Source organism: Streptomyces sp. NPDC059454 (genome assembly GCF_042749965.1).
Lineage (GTDB): Bacteria > Actinomycetota > Actinomycetes > Streptomycetales > Streptomycetaceae > Streptomyces.
Genome location: NZ_JBHYVC010000014.1, coordinates 120,557 through 136,338, shown reverse-complemented (window position 1 = coordinate 136,338; position 15,782 = coordinate 120,557). Strand labels below are relative to the sequence as shown.

Below are 15,782 nucleotides of genomic sequence, written 5' to 3'. Positions count from 1 at the left end.
GCGGCGGGAGCCTACGGCGGCCGCCCCCCGCCCCCGGAGCCTCACATCAGCTGCCGTCTGCGGCCCAACCAGGTCTGGGCGACGACGACGAGGGCCAGGAAGGCGCCGCTGACGACGAGTTGGTAGGAGGAGTCGAGGGAGCCGATCTGGTTGATGACGTTCTGGATGACCTTGAGCAGCAGCACACCGACCAGTGAGCCGCTGACATAGCCGAGTCCGCCGGTGAGCAGGGTGCCGCCGATGACGACGGCGGAGATGGCGTCCAGCTCCATGCCGTTGCCGAGAATGGTCACCCCGGAGGCGAGCCAGGCGGCGTTGAGCGCGCCGGCCAGTCCCGCCAGCACCCCGCACAGGGTGTAGACGAGGATCTTGGTGCGGGCCACCGGGACACCCATCAGCGCCGCCGCGTCCTCGTTGCCGCCGACCGCGTACACATGCTGTCCGAAGCGTGTGCGGCGCAGGACGACGGCTCCGGCGACGAACAGCGCCAGCGTGATCCATACGGGATTGCCGAGACCGAAGGTGGTGCCCTGCCCGAGCTCGGCCAGGAACGAGCCCTTGCCGATCAGGTACGTGTCGGCGCCCTCGTCGGTGAGCGCCAGCATCAGACCGCGCGCACCGAGCATGGCCGCCAGGGTGACGATGAACGGCGCCAGCCGCGAGCGGGCCACGAGCAGGCCGTTGACGACACCGATCGCCCCGCACACCACCAGCGGCAGCAGCAGGGCCACCAGGGTGCCGTGCCGCGAACCCCAGGCCGCCAGGACCCCGCCGAGCGCGAACAGCGAGCCGACCGACAGGTCGATGCCCCCGGTGATGATCACGAAGGTCATGCCGAGGGCGACGATCGCGAGGAACGCCGAACTCGTCGCCATGTTGCCGACGTTGTCCCCGGTGGCGAAGGAGTCGAAGCTGAACGACGCCACCAGGGAGACGACCACCAGCACCGCCAGCGCGCCGTGTTGCTGGACGAGCGCGGTCAGCCGCTCGGAGCGGGCGGGGCCCGCGGGCTTCCCGGCCGCAGCCGGTTCCTCGCCGCCCGCCGCGGTCACCCGCGCGTCCGTCTTCGTGACGGTCATCGCTTCCCCCGTCCCCGTGCCGCGTACACCGCGCACACGATCACTATGGCCTGCGCGATCTGGGTCCACGAGGGCGGCAGATCGTGCTTGATGAGGGTGGCGGTGAGCAGCTGGATGAGGACGGCTCCCGCCACGGTGCCGGCGATGTTCACCCGGCCGCCGGTCAGCGGTGTCCCGCCGACCACGACGGCGGTGATGGCGGACAGCTCCATCAGATTGCCCAGCGAGGTCGGGTCACTGGCCCCCAGCCGCGCCGTGGCGAGCACGCCCGCCACGGCGGCGAGCAGCGCGCAGACGACGTACACCACGATCAGCACCCGGCGCACCGGCAGTCCGGCGAGCTGGGCGGCGGGGCGGCTGTCGCCGATGGCGAGGAGCTGCCGTCCGAAGGTGGTGCGGCGGACGACGAAGGCCACCAGCAGGGCCAGGACGGCGGCGATCAGGATCAGATACGGGACGCCCAGCACGTCACCGGAGCCCAGGGAGGCCAGCGAGGGGTTGCGCAGGTCCTCCAGCTGGGGGAGCAGTACCAGGGCGAGGCCCCGGCCGCCGACCATGAGGGCCAGCGTCGCCACGATCGGCTGCACCCCGACGAACGCGACCAGCGCCCCGTTGGCCAGTCCGACGCCCGCGGCGAACACCGCCACCACCAGCAGCGCCGGCAGCAGCCCGTAGCCGAGATAGAGGGCCGTCACGGACGCCGCCAGGGCCATCACGGCACCGACCGAGAGGTCGACGCCCTCGGTGCCGATGACCAGGGCCATGCCCAGCGCCACGATGATGACGGGGGCGACCTGCACGGCCTGGGTGCGGAAGTTCTCCGCGGACAGGAAGTGCGGGGTGATGACGATGTTGACGACCAGCAGCAGCGCCACACCGGCGTAGACGCCGTAGGTCTGCAGCCACTGCAGGATGCGGGCCCTGTCCAGCGGGACGGACCGGACGGTGGCTTCAGCCATCGGTGGCCGCCTCCTCGACCGCGTCCCGGTCCGGGGCGTGCCCGGCGATGGTCCGCATCAGCTTGTCCTCGGTGACCTCGTCGCCGGTCAGCTCGCCGACGACCGCACCGTCCTTCAGTACGACCACGCGGTCGGACCCTTCGATCAGTTCCTCCAGGTCGGAGGAGATGAGCAGGACGCCCAGGCCGTCCGCGGCCAGTTCGTCCACCAGTTTCTGCACCTCGGCCTTGGCGCCGACGTCGATGCCCCGGGTGGGCTCGTCCAGGAGGAGCACCTTCGGGTTCATCGCCAGCCAGCGGGCGAGCAGCACCTTCTGCTGGTTGCCGCCGGACAGTTCGCCGACCTTCTGCTGCGGCGAGGACGCCTTGATGTGCAGCCGCTCGATGAAGGTGTCCACGATGCTGTCGACGCGCGCCTCGGAGACCAGGCCGAAGCGGGACAGCCGCGGCAGGACGGCCAGCGAGATGTTCTCGCGGACCGACAGACCCGGGACGATGCCCTCGCTCTTGCGGTCCTCCGGCAGCAGACTGATGCCCGCCCGGATCGCGGCGGGAGTGGAGCCGCCGCGCAACGCGACCCCGGCCACCGTCACGCTGCCCGAACTCGTGGCCAGCGCACCGGAGATGGCCTTCGCCGTCTCGGTACGCCCGGAGCCGAGCAGCCCGCCCAGTCCGACGACCTCGCCGGGACGGATGCTCACGGAGACGCCGTGCAGTTGGTGCGGGACCGTCAGGTCACGTGCCTCCAGCACGGGTTCGGCATCGGTGGCGTGATGATCGCCGGTGAACTTGGTGAGGCCTTCCGCGCGGACCTCGCCCAGTTCCCGCCCGAGCATGGTGGACACCAGGGAGAGCCGGTCGAGGTCGGCGAGACGCCCGTGGTGGACGCGGCGGCCGTCGCGCAGCACGGTCACCGTGTCGCACACGGCGTACAGCTCGTCGAGGCGGTGGCTGACGTAGACGACGGCGATGCCCTCGTCGCGCAGCCGGCGGATGACCGAGAACAGCGTCTCGACCTCCCGCGGCTCCAGGGACGAGGTCGGCTCGTCCATGATGACGATCCGTGCCTCGCTCGCCACGGCCCGGGCCAGGGCGACCATCTGCTGCGCGCCGACACCGAGGGTGCGCAACGGCCGGCGGACGTCCACCCGGACGCCGTAGGCGCTCAGCGCCTCCTCGGCCTCCCGGTTCATGCGGGCGAAGTCCAGCAGACCGAAACGGCTGCGCGGTTCGCGGCCCAGGAAGAGGTTGCGGGCCACGCTCAGCAGCGGGATGAGGTTGACCTCCTGGTAGATGGTCGAGATCCCGGCCTTCTGGGCCTCCAGCGGCGTGGCGAAGGAGACCTTGCCGCCCTGGAAAACGATGTCACCGGCGTCGGGCCGGTACACCCCGGTGAGGAGTTTGATGAGGGTCGACTTGCCGGCGCCGTTCTCGCCGATCAGGGCGTGGACCTCACCGGGGTGCAGGGTCAGGTCCACGTCGTCCAGGGCCCGGACGCCGGGGAAGGTCTTGCTCAGTCCGCGGACGGCGAGGACTTCGGCGGGGGGAGCCACCTGTGCCTCCAGGAAGAAAGTGGTGATACGGACGGACAAGGGCCCGGAATCCGGGCTCCGGAGCGGATCAGTAGGCCTTGCCGAGGTCCTGCTCGGCGTTGTCGGCGTCGTAGGCGCTGTCCTGGATCACGATGTCCTGGGGGACTTCCTTGCCCTGGGTGAAGGTGTCCAGCGTCTGGAACGCCAGCGGGCCGAACCTCGGGTTGGACTCGATGACGCCGCTGATCCAGCCGTCGACGACGCCCTGGACGGCGTTGCGCGTGCCGTCGACCGTGACGATCTCGATGTCGCCGGCCTTCTTGCCGGCGCCCTTGAGCGCGGCCACCGCGCCCAGGCCCATCTCGTCGTTCTCCGCGTAGATGCCCTTGATGCCGGGCTTGGACTGGATGAGCTGCTCGGTGACCTGCTGGCCCTTCTCGCGGGTGAAGTCACCGGTCTGCTCGAAGACGACCTTCAGATCGGGGGCCTTCTCGGCGACGCGCTCCTTGAAGCCCTGGGTGCGCTCGGTGGTGACGTTGTTCCCGGCCGAGCCCAGCAGGATGGCGACCTCGCCCTTGCCGCCGGTGGCCTCGATCATCTGGTCGGCGGCACGGCGGCCCTGCTCGACGAAGTCCGAGGCGATGAAGGAGACGTAGTCCTTGCAGGCCGTGGCGTTGATCTTGCGGTCGATGGTGACGATCGGGACCTTCTTCGCGGCGGCGGCCTGCAGGACCGGGTCCCAGCCGTCGGAGTTGAGCGGGGCGATCACCAGCAGGTCGGCGCCCTTGGCGAGGAGGTCCTGGACGTCGCTGATCTGCTTGGAGAACTGTGACTGGGCGTTGGCGGTGAGCAGCTTGACGCCTCTCCTGGCAGCCTCGTCCTTGATGGACTGCGTCTCCGCGATGCGGAACGGGTTGGCCTCCTTCTCCGACTGGGAGAAGCCGACCGTGGCGCCCTTCAGGTCGATCTTCTCGCCGCCGTAGGCGTCGATGGTGCAGGTCTTGCTGCCCGGCTTCGGTGTGACGACCTTCTGGCCGGCGTCGGCGGCGGCCGGGGACTTCTTGCTGTCCGAGGCGTCGTCCTCCGACTTGGCGCAGGAGGTGGCGGTCAGGGCCACGGCTGCGGCCAAGGCCACGACCACGGGACGGGCGAGAAGGAGAGAACGGTGAGTGGTGCGCTGCATGGTGACCCCGATCCGGGTGACGCTGAAAGGGAACTGGGGAGCCGAAGGACGCGCAGACATGGTGCTGCTCCCCCTGTGCAAAGCGGCGTCCGGTGCGCCGCAAGGAGGTTTTACATCGTTGGAAGGATGCTGTAAACCCCTTGCGCACAAGGTGCGAAGCGAACGGAGCGGGGAGGTGGCGGCCCGCTCCCGCGCCGCCCGGGCCACCGCCCGGTCCGGCAAGCGCTTGCCCGTACGCCGCGCATCGCCCGCACACCACGCATCGCCGTCGGCGCACGGCATGTGCACAGGGGGACCGGGCTCCTGCCCCGCGCCCACGAAGCTCCGTCGGCGCACGGTGCGTGTACCGGGCAGGCCGGGCTCCGGCTCCGGCGGTCCAGTGGCGGACCCGGTCCGTGGACCCCGCGATACCGGTCGCCGGCTTGAACACTCGCTCGGGCGGCGGGTGGGCCCCGGCGGTGCCCGCCCGCCGCCAACCGCGGGCAGGCGTGCCTCCCCCGGTGCCTCAAGTGCCTGGGAGATACCCCCAGCGGCACGGGTGGACGATGGGGGTGCCTCCCGCTCAGGGGCGCCTCCCCCGCTCGAACGCGGCCGGGAGCGGGGGAGACGCCCCGTAGGCGCGGGGCTGTGCGAAACCCCTCCCGGCCCGCCCAGGCGCACCCGGCAGGCACCCGGCCCGCCGGCTCCCGGCGTGTCGGCCGCTCGTGGGGACGGAAGGCCGCGCGCCGGTTCCGCAGGCGTGCAGCGCGCCCACGCGCTCACTCGACCCGGCCCCGGCCGATTCGGCGTGCTGCACCGTAGGCGCGTTCAAGCGCGGGCCGGCCCCGCCTCCGCGAGCGCCGTCGTGGTGTTTCCGCCCGGCTGTCGGCGTGCCGGAGGACGCCCTCGCTCAGGGGCTCCGGCGTGTCGGTCGCCCCGGGGCGGTACTGCCGCGGGCGTGTCGCGAGCACTGCCGACGCGCAGGCGCACGTCGCGGCACCCCCGGCGCAGGCTCGTTCCGAAGTCGCGGGGAGCGCCCGTGACGTGCCCGGGGACGGCACGCCCGGTACGTCAGACGTCCGTCGCCTTCCCCGTCGCAGCCCGTCCCAACGTGCTCTCCCGCTCGGCGAGTCGATAGTCCGCCCAGATCCGGCGCGGCTGCGGCGCCCGGTCGTTGAGGCGGGCGAGTACCGACTCCACCGCCAGTCGGCCGATGGCGGCCTTGTCCGGCGACACGGACGTGAGCGTCACCGCCCCGAAGCGTCCCTCGATCACGTCGTCGAAGCCGACGACGGCGATGTCCTCCGGTACCCGCAGCCCCCGTTCGTGCAGTACCCGCATCGCCCCGATCGCCATCGGGTCGTTGTAGGCGAACACCGCGTCGGGCCGCCGTCCGCTGTCGAGGATGTGGTTCATGGCCAGCGCCCCGTCGGCGTGTCCCCAGCCGTCGGTGGCGGCGACGAGCCCCTCGTCGGCCGGCAGGCCCGCGGCGGAGAGTTCCTCGCGCCAGCCGCGCACGCGCAGCTGCGCCGGCTCGCTGCGTCCTCGCCGGGCCCCGATGAACGCCACCTCCCGGCGCCCCCGACCGATCAGGTGCCGGACGGCGGCGCGGGCCGCGGCCACGTTGTCGATGGCGATGTGGTCGTACGGCAGGTCGTAGTCCCGCTCGCCGAGCAGCACCAGCGGCACGTCCTGGGCGCGGTCGCGCAGGTCCTCGGTCTCCAGCTCGATGGGGCTGAGGATGAGTCCGTCGATGACCCGGGCCCGGAAGCCCTGGCTCACCAGCAGTTCCTGCTCGCGCATGCCCCCGGTGTGGTCGAGCAGCACGATGTAGTCGTGCTCGGACGCGGCGTCGATGACGGAGGCGGCCAGTTCGGCGAAGTAGGGGTTCCCGAGTTCGGGCAGGGCGAGCGCGATGATGCCCGTACGCCCCTTCCGCAGATGCCTGGCGGCGAGGTTGGGCCGGTAGCCGAGTGTGTCGATGGACCGCTGGACACGCTCGCGCATGGCCGGGGTGACGTGCTGGTAGTTGTTCACCACGTTGGAGACGGTCTTGATGGAGACCCCCGCGTGCGCGGCGACGTCCTTGAGGCTGACCCGCACGGCAATCCCTTCGTGAGCGGCCCGACTCGGTCGGTCGGTGCGGATGCGCGCCGTCACCATGAGCCGTGCGCCGAGCCGCTGGACTCAATTTTTACAACGTTATACATGCCGTCCCGCGACACTGACAAGGCGTGAACAGGGACGTGTCGAGAACGGCCCCGCAGTCCTGGCCGGGCCGGATGGTCTCCGGACGCCGGCGACGGCGCCTTCACCGGAAGTGTCGTCCCGGAGGGCCCGCGCCGTCCATCGACGTGGTCCCGCGTCCACGGCCGGGCCGTCGGCCGGAGCGGCCCGGCCCCCTCAGCCTCCCGAGCTCTCCCGCACGATCAGCCGGTGCCCCGCCGTCTCGTCGACCGCCGGTCCGCCCGGCCCGCCCGCGTCGATACGGTCCAGCAGCAGCTCCACCGCCCGCCGCGCGATGCCACGCTTGTCCGGGGCGACCGTGGTGATGGTGGGGATGCTGAACCGGGTGGCCTCGATGTCGTCGAACCCGACCACGTCGAGGTCCTCGGGCACCGACCAGCCGTCCTCGTGGAGCGCCCGCACCGCCCCGAGCGCCAAGTGGTCGTTGAGACAGAGCATCGCGTCCGGCCGTTTCGGCAACCGCATCAGCGCGCGGGCGGCGGCGGCCCCGTCGGCCCAGCGGAACGCGGGTACCGGAAGGACCAGTTCGTCCGGCAGCGCCACCCCGGCCGCGGCCAGGGCCTCCTGGTGGCCGACCGTGCGCAGCCGGCTGGTGTTCCGCGACCCGTGCAGATCGCCGCCGATCACCGCGATGCGCCGGCGGCCCCGCGCCAGCAGGTGCTCGGTCGCCTCGCGCGCCGCCGTCACGTTGTCGATCGCCACATGGTCGGCGCTGCCGGGCAGATTGCACTCACCCAGCAGCACCAGTGGCAGCCGGGTGTCGCGATCGGCCAGGTCGCGGGGGAGCAGGGCGAGCGGCGAGAGGATGACGCCGTCGGTGAACTGGGCGTCGAACCCGCGCACCGCGGCCAGTTCCTTCTCGTGCCGTCCGCCGGTCTCGACCAGCAGCGTGGTGCTGCCCCGGCGTTCGGTCTCCGCCATGACGTGCCGGGCCAGCTCGGCGAAATAGGCGACGTCCAGGTCCGGCACGGCCAGCGCGATCATGCCCGTACGGCCCCGGCGCAGTTGCCGTCCGGCGATGTTGACCCGGTAGCCGAGGGCGTCGATGGCCTCCCGCACCGCGGCCCGGGTCCGCTCGGAGACGTGCTCGTAGTCGTTGAGGACGTTCGACACCGTCTTCGCCGAGACGCCGGCGTACTCCGCGACGTCCTTGATCCTGGGCCTGCCCATGCTTCCCTTCTCGCCCCTCCCGCTGCCTCTCGGGATCGTAACCGCAGCTCCGGCGGGCCCGGTCGCGGGCGGTGCGAATCGTCCTGTCGAAAACTTTCCGCCGCCGCCATTTACATCGATGTAATCGTATGGTCGCATGACCCCGTACGCAGCGCACCTGTACTGATGAGGAGCAGCATGAGCACGCCCCTGCCCCCGGACGTCCCGCGTCCGGAGTACCCCCGGCCCCAGTTCGTCCGCGAGGCATGGCTGAACCTCAACGGCCGCTGGCAGTTCGAGACGGACCGCGGGGACAGCGGACTGGAGCGCGGACTGCGCGACCGCGACCTCGCGGGCGAGATCCTCGTGCCCTTCTGCCCCGAGTCCGAACTGTCGGGAATCGGCGACACGGACTTCATGGAAGCCGTCTGGTACCGGCGCACGGTGACGATCCCGGCCGAGTGGTCCGGCTGCGACGTACTGCTGCACTTCGGAGCGGTGGACCACGACGCCACCGTCTGGGTCAACGGCACCGAGGTGGCCCGTCACCGCGGCGGGTTCACCCCGTTCACCGCGGAACTGCGCGGGGCGGCCGGGCCCGGCGAGGAGGCCGTGATCGTGGTCCGCGCCCGTGACACCCGGCACGGCCCGCAGGCCCGCGGGAAGCAGGCCACCTGGTACGCCAACACCCACTGCCACTACACCCGGACCACCGGGATCTGGCAGACGGTGTGGCTCGAACCGGTGCCGGCCACGGCCCGCCTCAAGCGCCCGCGCATCACCCCCGACCTGGGCTCGGGCTCCTTCCACGTCGACCTCCCGGTCACCGGCAACCTGCCGGGCCACCGGGTGCGCGCGGTCCTCACGGACGAGCGCGGCGAGGTGGTGTCCGCCTCCGCCCGCGCCGACCTCGACCTGTGCCCCCGGCTGGTGCTGACCGTGCCCGAGGACCGGCTGCGCACCTGGTCGCCGGCGGCCCCGCACCTGTACGGCCTGCGCCTCCAGCTCCTCGACGCGGCGGGCGGGGTCGTCGACGGGGCGACGTCGTACGCGGGGCTGCGGTCGGTCGCCCTCCACGGCAAGCGGGTGCTGATCAACGGCGAGCCGGTGTTCCAGCGGCTGGTGCTCGACCAGGGGTACTACCCGGACGGCCTGATGACCGCACCCACCGACGCCGACCTCGTGCGTGACATCGAGCTGGGCCTGAAGGCCGGCTTCAACGGGGCCCGGCTGCACCAGAAGGTGTTCGAGGAGCGCTACCTCTACCACGCCGACCGGCTCGGCTACCTGGTCTGGGGCGAGTTCGGCGACTGGGGCTGCGAGACGGGCGTCCGCGACGACAACCAGCGCCCCGACGCCAGTTACGTCGCCCAGTGGCTGGAGGCCCTGGAGCGTGACCACTCCCACCCGTCGATCATCGGCTGGTGCCCGCTGAACGAGACGTACCAGAACCTGCACGACCGGATCACCGGGCTCGACGACGTGACGCGGGCGATGTTCCTGGCCACCAAGCAGGCCGACCCCAGCCGCCCGGTGATCGACGCCTCCGGCTACGCCCACCGCGTGCCCGAGACCGACGTCTACGACTCGCACTGCTACGAGCAGGACCCGAGGGCCTTCGCCAAGGCCATGGCCGGACTCGCCGAGGACCGCCCGCATGTCAACACCGCCCCCGACGGCCGCGACTGGTCCGTGCCCTACCGCGGACAGCCCTACTTCTGCAGCGAGTTCGGCGGGATCTGGTGGGACGCGGCGGTGGCCGCGACCGCGGCCGGCGACGAACGGGGAACATCCTGGGGTTACGGCGAACGACCGCGCACCACCGAGGAGTTCCTGGCCCGATTCGCCGGACTGGTGGATGTCCTGCTCGACGACCCGGACATGTTCGGCTACTGCTACACGCAGCTCACCGACGTCTTCCAGGAGCGCAACGGCGTCTACGGCTTCGACCGCGGCGAGAAGTTCGACACCGCCGTACTGCGCCGCGTCCAGCAGCGCACGGCCGCCTGCGAGTCCGCCGGCTGACAGCACCGCGCCCGGCCGCCCGGTGGACGACCGGAACCGGACCCCCTCCTCGGATCATGTCGTCCGCAGCGTCCGGCGGCGATGTACATCGATGTAGAGAAAGGTAGTGCCATGGTCGACCTGCCTGGCCCACGGGCCGCCTTCGCCGGGCCGGAAGGCAACCGCGCCGCGCCGTCCCGACGCGGCCTGCTCCGCGCCTCGCTGGCCTCCGCCGCCGTACTCCTCGGCGGCGGAACCCTCGCCGGCTGCGGCTCTGCGGCAGCCTCGTCGGACCCGCGCACCGTGCGCATGTGGGACCTGTTCAGCGGCGCCGACGGCGCACTGCTCGACGAACTGATCGACATCGCACGGCCGGACATGTCCGGCACCCGTGTGGAGCGGACCGTGCTGGAGTGGGGCACGCCCTACTACACCAAGCTCGCCATGGCCTCGGCCGGCGGGCGCGGGCCGGACGTCGCGATCTCCCACATGTCGCGCCTGGCGGGGTACGCGCCGCTCGGACTGCTCGACTCCTGGGACACCGGCCTGCTGGCCGAATTCGGCGTCCGTGAGCAGGACTTCGCGGAAGCGGTGTGGGACCGCACCCAGTACCGGGGCCGGACGTTCGCCGTGCCGCTGGACACCCACCCGTTCATCGTCTTCTTCCACCCGGACCCCGTCCGCGAGGCCGGACTGCTGACCGGTGACGGAGCCCTGGACCAGGACGCCTTCTCCACACCCGAGCGGTTCCTCGAAGCCGGCCGGGAACTCGCCAAGGCCTCCGGGAAGCAGGGAATCTCCTTCGGCTACGTCAACGACACGGCGCAGGGCTGGCGGCTGTTCTACGGGCTCTACCGGCAGACCGGGAACGACTTCGACCTGCCCGTGGGCGGCACGGTCACGGCGAACGTCGACGCGATGACCGAGGTCATCGCCTTCATGCAGAAACTGGTCGACGGACGCGCCAACCCGCGCCGCCTCGACTACCCGGCGGCCCTCGCCGACTTCACCAACGGGCAGACCGCGATGATCCTCTCCGGTGAATGGGAGCTCGGCACCTTCCGGACCGCCGACCCGGAGGTCGGGGCGGCGCCCTTCCCCACGGTGTTCGGCACCCCGGCCGTCTACGCCGACTCCCACTCCTTCGTACTGCCGCGCCGCCCCGAGCCCGACGAGGCGCACCGCAGGCGCACCCACCGGGCGGTGGCCGCGATCCTGAAGGCCGGCCAGGTGTGGGCGAAGGCCGGCCACATCCCGGCCTACCAGCCGGTGACCCGCACCCGGGACTACGCACGACTGGAGCCGCAGGCCCGGTACGCACAGGCGGCCGACCACGTCGTGCTCGACCCGCCCGTCTGGTTCGCCGGAGCCGGTTCCGACTTCCAGAACTCCATGTCGCAGGTGCTCCAGCAGTCGATGCTCGACGGCCTGGCGCCCGACCGGGCGGCCCGCGCCATGGTCGAGCGGATCAACACCGCCCTGTCCCAGCCCAGTCCGGCCTGAGCCGCCGCGAAGGAGGCAGCAGATGTCCACTCCACTCGCTTCCCCCGGCCGGCCACCGGCCGACCGGACCGCCACCGGACCCGGCGCGACACCGCGCCGCGTTCTTTCGCCGGGGCTGCTCTTCGCCCTGCCGTTCCTCGTCCTGTTCGTCCTCTTCATGCTCTGGCCGTTGGCCCAGGGCGTCTGGATGAGCCTCACCGACACCTCGCTCTCCGCCCACGACCCGTCCTTCATCGGGCTGGACAACTACACGGAGGCCCTCGGCGACGCCGAGATGTGGCGCGCGATGGGGCACACCGCGTGGTTCACCGTCGTCTCCACCGTGCCCCTGGTGGTCGTCGCCCTCGCCATGGCCCTGCTGGTGTACACCGGACTGCCCGGACAGTGGGTGTGGCGGCTCGCGTTCTTCGCCCCCTACCTGCTGCCGGTCGGTGTGATCGGCCTGCTGTGGCTCTGGCTCTACCAGCCGGACCTCGGCCTCTACAACCATCTGCTGCAGGCGGTCGGGCTGGACGGCTACGCCTGGCTGAGCGACGAGTCCGTCGCCCTGTACGCCATCGTGATCGCCACCCTGTGGTGGACCGTCGGCTTCAACTTCCTGCTGTTCCTGGCCGCGCTGCAAGCCGTGCCCGACCACCTGTACGAGGCGGCCGCCCTGGACGGAGCGGGCGCCTGGCGGCGGCTGTGGCACGTGACGCTCCCGCAGCTGCGGCGGATCATCGGCGTGGTCACGGTGCTGCAGATACTCGCCTCACTGAAGGTCTTCGACCAGGTGTACCTGCTCACCAAGGGCGGGCCCAACGGCTCCACGCGTCCCGTCGTCGAATACCTCTACGACGTGGGCTTCACCGGCTACCGCCTCGGCTACGCCTCCGCCATCGCTTACGTCTTCTTCGCCCTCGTCGTCCTCGCCTCCGCCGTGCAGTTCGTCGCCCTTCGCCGCAGGGAGAAGTGACATGACCTCCATCGACGTCCCCACACGGCCCGCGCGCCGCACGGTCTCCCCGCTCCCCGCCGCGCGCCGGGCCCGCCGCGACCGCCCGGTACCGCAGCGCGGACCGAACCTCACCCTCGGCGCCGGCCGGCTGTCCCGCACCCTGGCACTGGCGGCCCTCGCGGTGATGGCGCTGACCTGGCTGCTGCCGATGGCCTGGGCGCTGCTCACCGCCTTCAAGTCCGAGCAGGACGCAAGCGATCCGGTCCACTGGATCTGGCCGCAGGGCGGCTTCACCCTGGACGCCTTCCGCACCGTGATCGAGCGCGGCGACCTGCCGCTGTGGATGCTGAACAGCCTCTTCATCGCCGCGGTCGTCACCGCCATCACCGTGGCCGTGTCCGCGATGGCCGGCTACGCCTTCTCCCGCACGGTCTTCCGCGGTCGCCGGTGGCTGTTCGCCCTCACCGTCGCCTCGGTCCTCGTCCCGCCGCAGATACTGATCGTTCCCTGGTTCCGGCAGATGCTCACCCTGGACCTCGTCGACACCTACGCGGCGGTGATCCTGCCGCAGACGGTGGCGCCGGTGATGGTGTTCATCCTGAAGAAGCACTTCGACACCATCCCGCGCGAGCTGGAGGAAGCCGCCCGCATCGACGGCGCCGGCCACGCACGCGTCTTCTGGTCGGTGATGCTGCCGCTGTCCCGCCCCATGCTCGCCGCGGTGTCGATCTTCGTGTTCATCGGCGCGTGGAACAACTTCCTGTGGCCCTTCGTGTCCACGTCCGACCCGGCGCTGATGACCCTGCCGGTCGGCATCACCGCCGTGAAGGACGCCTACGGCGTCAACTACGCCCAGACGATGGCGTCCTCGGTGCTGGCCGCACTGCCCCTGGTCCTGGTGTTCGTCTTCTTCCAGCGGCACATCGTGAAGTCGGTGGCGACGACCGGTCTGGGCGGCCAGTGACTCCCGGTGACGTGCCGCAAGGGGACCGCGGCCGGGTGAGGCGTCAGCGTCGGGGCACGGCCGGCGATCGCCGCGGATGGCGGGTGTGTCTGCTCGGCGGCGCGGTGTTCGCGGGCGCGTCGCACGGGGACCTGCTGACGCTGGTGGCGCCGAGCGCGCTCACCGGAGGGTTCGGCCAGGGGCTCGCGTTCCGCGGTGCGCTGTCCGCCGTGAGCGAGGCGTCCCCGCCGGACCGGCGCGCGGCGGTGATCTCGACGCTGTTCGTGGTGGCGTACCTCGGCGTTTCGGTGCCGGTCATCGGTGTCGGGCTGCTGACCGGCCCGATGGGCCCGGAGGACGCGGGGCTGGTGTTCATCGCCTGTTCGGGAGCCCTCGTCGTGGCCGCGGCCGGCTACCTCCTGCGCAGGCCGGTGCCGGCGGGGACGTGAACACCGGCCGGGGCGAGTGCGCCTCCGGCGCCATCCGCGTGACCGGGTCCTGCTAGGACTTGATGAACTCCAGGATGTCGCGGTTGAGGACATCCGGATGGGTCGACAGCATGCCGTGGGGGTACCCCTCGTAGGACTTCAGGGTGCCGTGCTTCAGCAGCTCGACCGTCAACGGTGCGGAGTCCTCGTAGGGAACGACCTGGTCGTCGGTGCCGTGCGCGACGAGGACCGGGACGTCGATCTGTTTGAGGTCCTCGGTGAAGTCGGTCTCCGAGAACGCCTTGATGCACTCGTAGTGGGCGTTGGCCGCCCCCATCATGCCCTGCCGCCACCAGTTGTCGATCAGCCCCTGGGAGACCTCCGCGCCGGGCCGGTTGAACCCGTAGAACGGACCCGACGGCACGTCGATGAAGAACTGCGCGCGGTTGGCGGCCAGGGCCGCGCGGAACCCGTCGAAGACGTCGATCGGCAGACCGCCGGGATTGCTCTCGGACTTGACCATGACCGGGGGCACCGCGCCGACCAGCACCGCCTTCGCGACCCGGCCGGGTTCGGCCCGCGCGACGTACCGCACGACCTCTCCGCCGCCGGTCGAGTGCCCGACGTGTACGGCCCCCCGGAGATCGAGGGCGCCGGTCAGCGCCGCCACGTCCGCGGCGTAGGTGTCCATCTCGTGGCCGGTCGAGGTCTGACTGGAGCGCCCGTGACCACGCCGGTCGTGAGCGATCACGCGATGGCCCCGGGACAGGAAGAACAGCATCTGGTTGTCCCAGTCGTCGGCGCTGAGCGGCCAGCCGTGGTGGAAGACGATCGGCTGCCCGTCGCGCGGACCCCAGTCCTTGTAGAAGATGGTCGTGCCGTCGGGGGTGGTGACCGTACCCATGGGTGATCCCTCCGCGTGATCCGGATCGACGGCACTCACCTTACGCGCCGGCCCGGCGCGCCTCATCTCCTGTATGCCCGCTGAGAGGCGGTTAGGGGCGTTCTATGGTGGTTCGATGTTGCTTGTTGCCAGATGGGCCCTGTTCTCGTCGGGGTGTGCGCCTGTCCTGCTGATCGCGGGCTGGATGGTCGCGGCGTCACTGGAGGGCCCCGCCTACGACCCCGCCACCCAGATGATCAGCGTCCTGGCGGCCTACGGAGCCGCGGGGTCCTGGGTGATGACCGCCGCGCTGCTGGCGCTGGGCGTCTGCCACCTGCTCACCGCCTGGGGGCTGCGGGCGGCGGCGACGGCCGGACGCGTGGCGCTGGCCGGTGGCGGAGTGACGGCGCTGGTGGTGGCGCTGCTGCCGACGCCGAGCAGCGGGGGGCCCTGCGCCATGGTTCGGTGGCCGCGGTCGGATTCGCGTTTCTGGCCCTGTGGCCGCTGCTGGCCACCGACGGCGGTGCCGGTCCATGGGCGCTGCGGCCGGCGGCCTCGGCCGCGGCGACCGCCTTGATGGTCGCCGGCGCCACGTGGTTCCTCCTCGAGATGCACCGCCAGGGCGCGGTCGGCGTTGCCGAACGCGTGGTGACGGCCCTTCAGTCCCTGTGGCCCTTCGTGGTCGTCACCTCCTGCCTCCGCCATGTCGGGGGCGGTGACGAGCCGCCCGCGGGTCAGCCGGACTGACGGGGGTCGGTGAGGTGCGGGCCGGTGGGCGGCCGGTGCGGCAGCGTGCGGGCGTCGACGGCGAACAGACCGTCGAAGGCGAGTTCGAGGCAGCGGCGCCGGGCCCGCGGCCCGAGGACATCACGAACGCGGTCCTGTACGCGGTCATCCAGCCCGGCCACGCCGCCGTCGACGAGATTCTGATCCGGCCGACCGACCAGGCCCGCTGAC

General features: G+C 71.5%; 12 protein-coding genes and 2 pseudogenes. 7 read left to right on the top strand and 7 right to left on the bottom strand.

From position 1 onward, the window contains the following. Window positions 1-41: 41 nt before the first annotated feature. The 6 genes from ACFXAE_RS13280 to ACFXAE_RS13255 form a co-directional block, all read right to left on the bottom strand. Entirely contained in the window at window positions 42-1,079 is a 1,038-nt protein-coding gene (locus ACFXAE_RS13280) for an ABC transporter permease (protein ID WP_384712608.1), read from the bottom strand. After that, a complete protein-coding gene (locus tag ACFXAE_RS13275; protein ID WP_384712605.1) occupies window positions 1,076-2,038 on the bottom strand; it encodes an ABC transporter permease in 963 nt (320 codons plus the stop codon). The genes ACFXAE_RS13280 and ACFXAE_RS13275 overlap by 4 nt, the downstream gene beginning before the upstream one ends. Then, on the bottom strand, window positions 2,031-3,590 hold the full coding sequence (locus ACFXAE_RS13270) for a sugar ABC transporter ATP-binding protein (RefSeq protein ID WP_384712625.1): 1,560 nt from the start codon (window positions 3,588-3,590) through the stop codon (window positions 2,031-2,033). The genes ACFXAE_RS13275 and ACFXAE_RS13270 overlap by 8 nt, the downstream gene beginning before the upstream one ends. Window positions 3,591-3,657: 67 nt before the next feature. Continuing rightward, window positions 3,658-4,752: an ABC transporter substrate-binding protein gene (locus ACFXAE_RS13265; RefSeq protein ID WP_384712602.1), complete on the bottom strand. Its 1,095-nt coding sequence runs from the start codon at window positions 4,750-4,752 to the stop codon at window positions 3,658-3,660. A gap of 1,050 nt (window positions 4,753-5,802) precedes the next feature. After that, the gene (locus ACFXAE_RS13260) at window positions 5,803-6,834 is read right to left on the bottom strand and encodes a LacI family DNA-binding transcriptional regulator (protein WP_384712599.1); all 1,032 of its coding nucleotides are present in this window, start codon (window positions 6,832-6,834) and stop codon (window positions 5,803-5,805) included. 300 nt (window positions 6,835-7,134) lie between these two features. Next, entirely contained in the window at window positions 7,135-8,148 is a 1,014-nt protein-coding gene (locus ACFXAE_RS13255) for a LacI family DNA-binding transcriptional regulator (RefSeq protein WP_384712596.1), read from the bottom strand. 177 nt (window positions 8,149-8,325) lie between these two features. Between ACFXAE_RS13255 and ACFXAE_RS13250 the strand changes: the two genes are divergently transcribed. The 5 genes and pseudogenes from ACFXAE_RS13250 to ACFXAE_RS13230 form a co-directional block, all read left to right on the top strand. After that, complete coding sequence (locus tag ACFXAE_RS13250; protein ID WP_384712593.1) at window positions 8,326-10,152, top strand: glycoside hydrolase family 2 protein; 1,827 nt, start codon at window positions 8,326-8,328, stop codon at window positions 10,150-10,152. A 111-nt stretch (window positions 10,153-10,263) separates the two neighbouring features. Beyond that, the gene (locus ACFXAE_RS13245) at window positions 10,264-11,634 is read left to right on the top strand and encodes an extracellular solute-binding protein (RefSeq protein WP_384712590.1); all 1,371 of its coding nucleotides are present in this window, start codon (window positions 10,264-10,266) and stop codon (window positions 11,632-11,634) included. Between the two features lie 22 nt (window positions 11,635-11,656). Then, window positions 11,657-12,589 (top strand): carbohydrate ABC transporter permease, encoded by a 933-nt coding sequence (locus ACFXAE_RS13240; RefSeq protein WP_384712587.1) that lies wholly within the window; start codon window positions 11,657-11,659, stop codon window positions 12,587-12,589. 1 nt (window position 12,590) lies between these two features. Further along, complete coding sequence (locus ACFXAE_RS13235; protein WP_384712584.1) at window positions 12,591-13,535, top strand: carbohydrate ABC transporter permease; 945 nt, start codon at window positions 12,591-12,593, stop codon at window positions 13,533-13,535. 89 nt (window positions 13,536-13,624) lie between these two features. Further along, window positions 13,625-13,963, top strand: a pseudogene (locus ACFXAE_RS13230) (MFS transporter); the annotation flags it as partial. Window positions 13,964-14,015: 52 nt separating this feature from the next. On the opposite strand, the gene ACFXAE_RS13225 reads toward ACFXAE_RS13230, so the two are convergent. Then, window positions 14,016-14,846 carry an alpha/beta fold hydrolase gene (locus ACFXAE_RS13225; protein WP_384712581.1) on the bottom strand — a complete coding sequence of 277 codons (831 nt, stop codon included), beginning with the start codon at window positions 14,844-14,846 and terminating at the stop codon, window positions 14,016-14,018. Between the two features lie 115 nt (window positions 14,847-14,961). Here ACFXAE_RS13225 and ACFXAE_RS13220 point away from each other — a divergent pair. Together ACFXAE_RS13220 and ACFXAE_RS13215 are read left to right on the top strand one after the other, a co-directional pair. Beyond that, window positions 14,962-15,572: pseudogene (locus tag ACFXAE_RS13220) on the top strand (DUF998 domain-containing protein). Between the two features lie 35 nt (window positions 15,573-15,607). Next, window positions 15,608-15,781, top strand: coding sequence for a hypothetical protein (locus ACFXAE_RS13215; RefSeq protein WP_384712578.1), 174 nt, complete (start codon window positions 15,608-15,610; stop codon window positions 15,779-15,781). Window position 15,782 lies beyond the last annotated feature (1 nt).

Coding starts and splice junctions, on each gene's coding strand:
- ACFXAE_RS13280 (WP_384712608.1), bottom strand. CDS start 1,079: ATGACCGTCACGAAGACGGACGCGCGGGTGACCGCGGCGGGCGGCGAG.
- ACFXAE_RS13275 (WP_384712605.1), bottom strand. CDS start 2,038: ATGGCTGAAGCCACCGTCCGGTCCGTCCCGCTGGACAGGGCCCGCATC.
- ACFXAE_RS13265 (WP_384712602.1), bottom strand. CDS start 4,752: ATGCAGCGCACCACTCACCGTTCTCTCCTTCTCGCCCGTCCCGTGGTC.
- ACFXAE_RS13255 (WP_384712596.1), bottom strand. CDS start 8,148: ATGGGCAGGCCCAGGATCAAGGACGTCGCGGAGTACGCCGGCGTCTCG.
- ACFXAE_RS13250 (WP_384712593.1), top strand. CDS start 8,326: ATGAGCACGCCCCTGCCCCCGGACGTCCCGCGTCCGGAGTACCCCCGG.
- ACFXAE_RS13245 (WP_384712590.1), top strand. CDS start 10,264: ATGGTCGACCTGCCTGGCCCACGGGCCGCCTTCGCCGGGCCGGAAGGC.
- ACFXAE_RS13240 (WP_384712587.1), top strand. CDS start 11,657: ATGTCCACTCCACTCGCTTCCCCCGGCCGGCCACCGGCCGACCGGACC.
- ACFXAE_RS13235 (WP_384712584.1), top strand. CDS start 12,591: ATGACCTCCATCGACGTCCCCACACGGCCCGCGCGCCGCACGGTCTCC.
- ACFXAE_RS13225 (WP_384712581.1), bottom strand. CDS start 14,846: ATGGGTACGGTCACCACCCCCGACGGCACGACCATCTTCTACAAGGAC.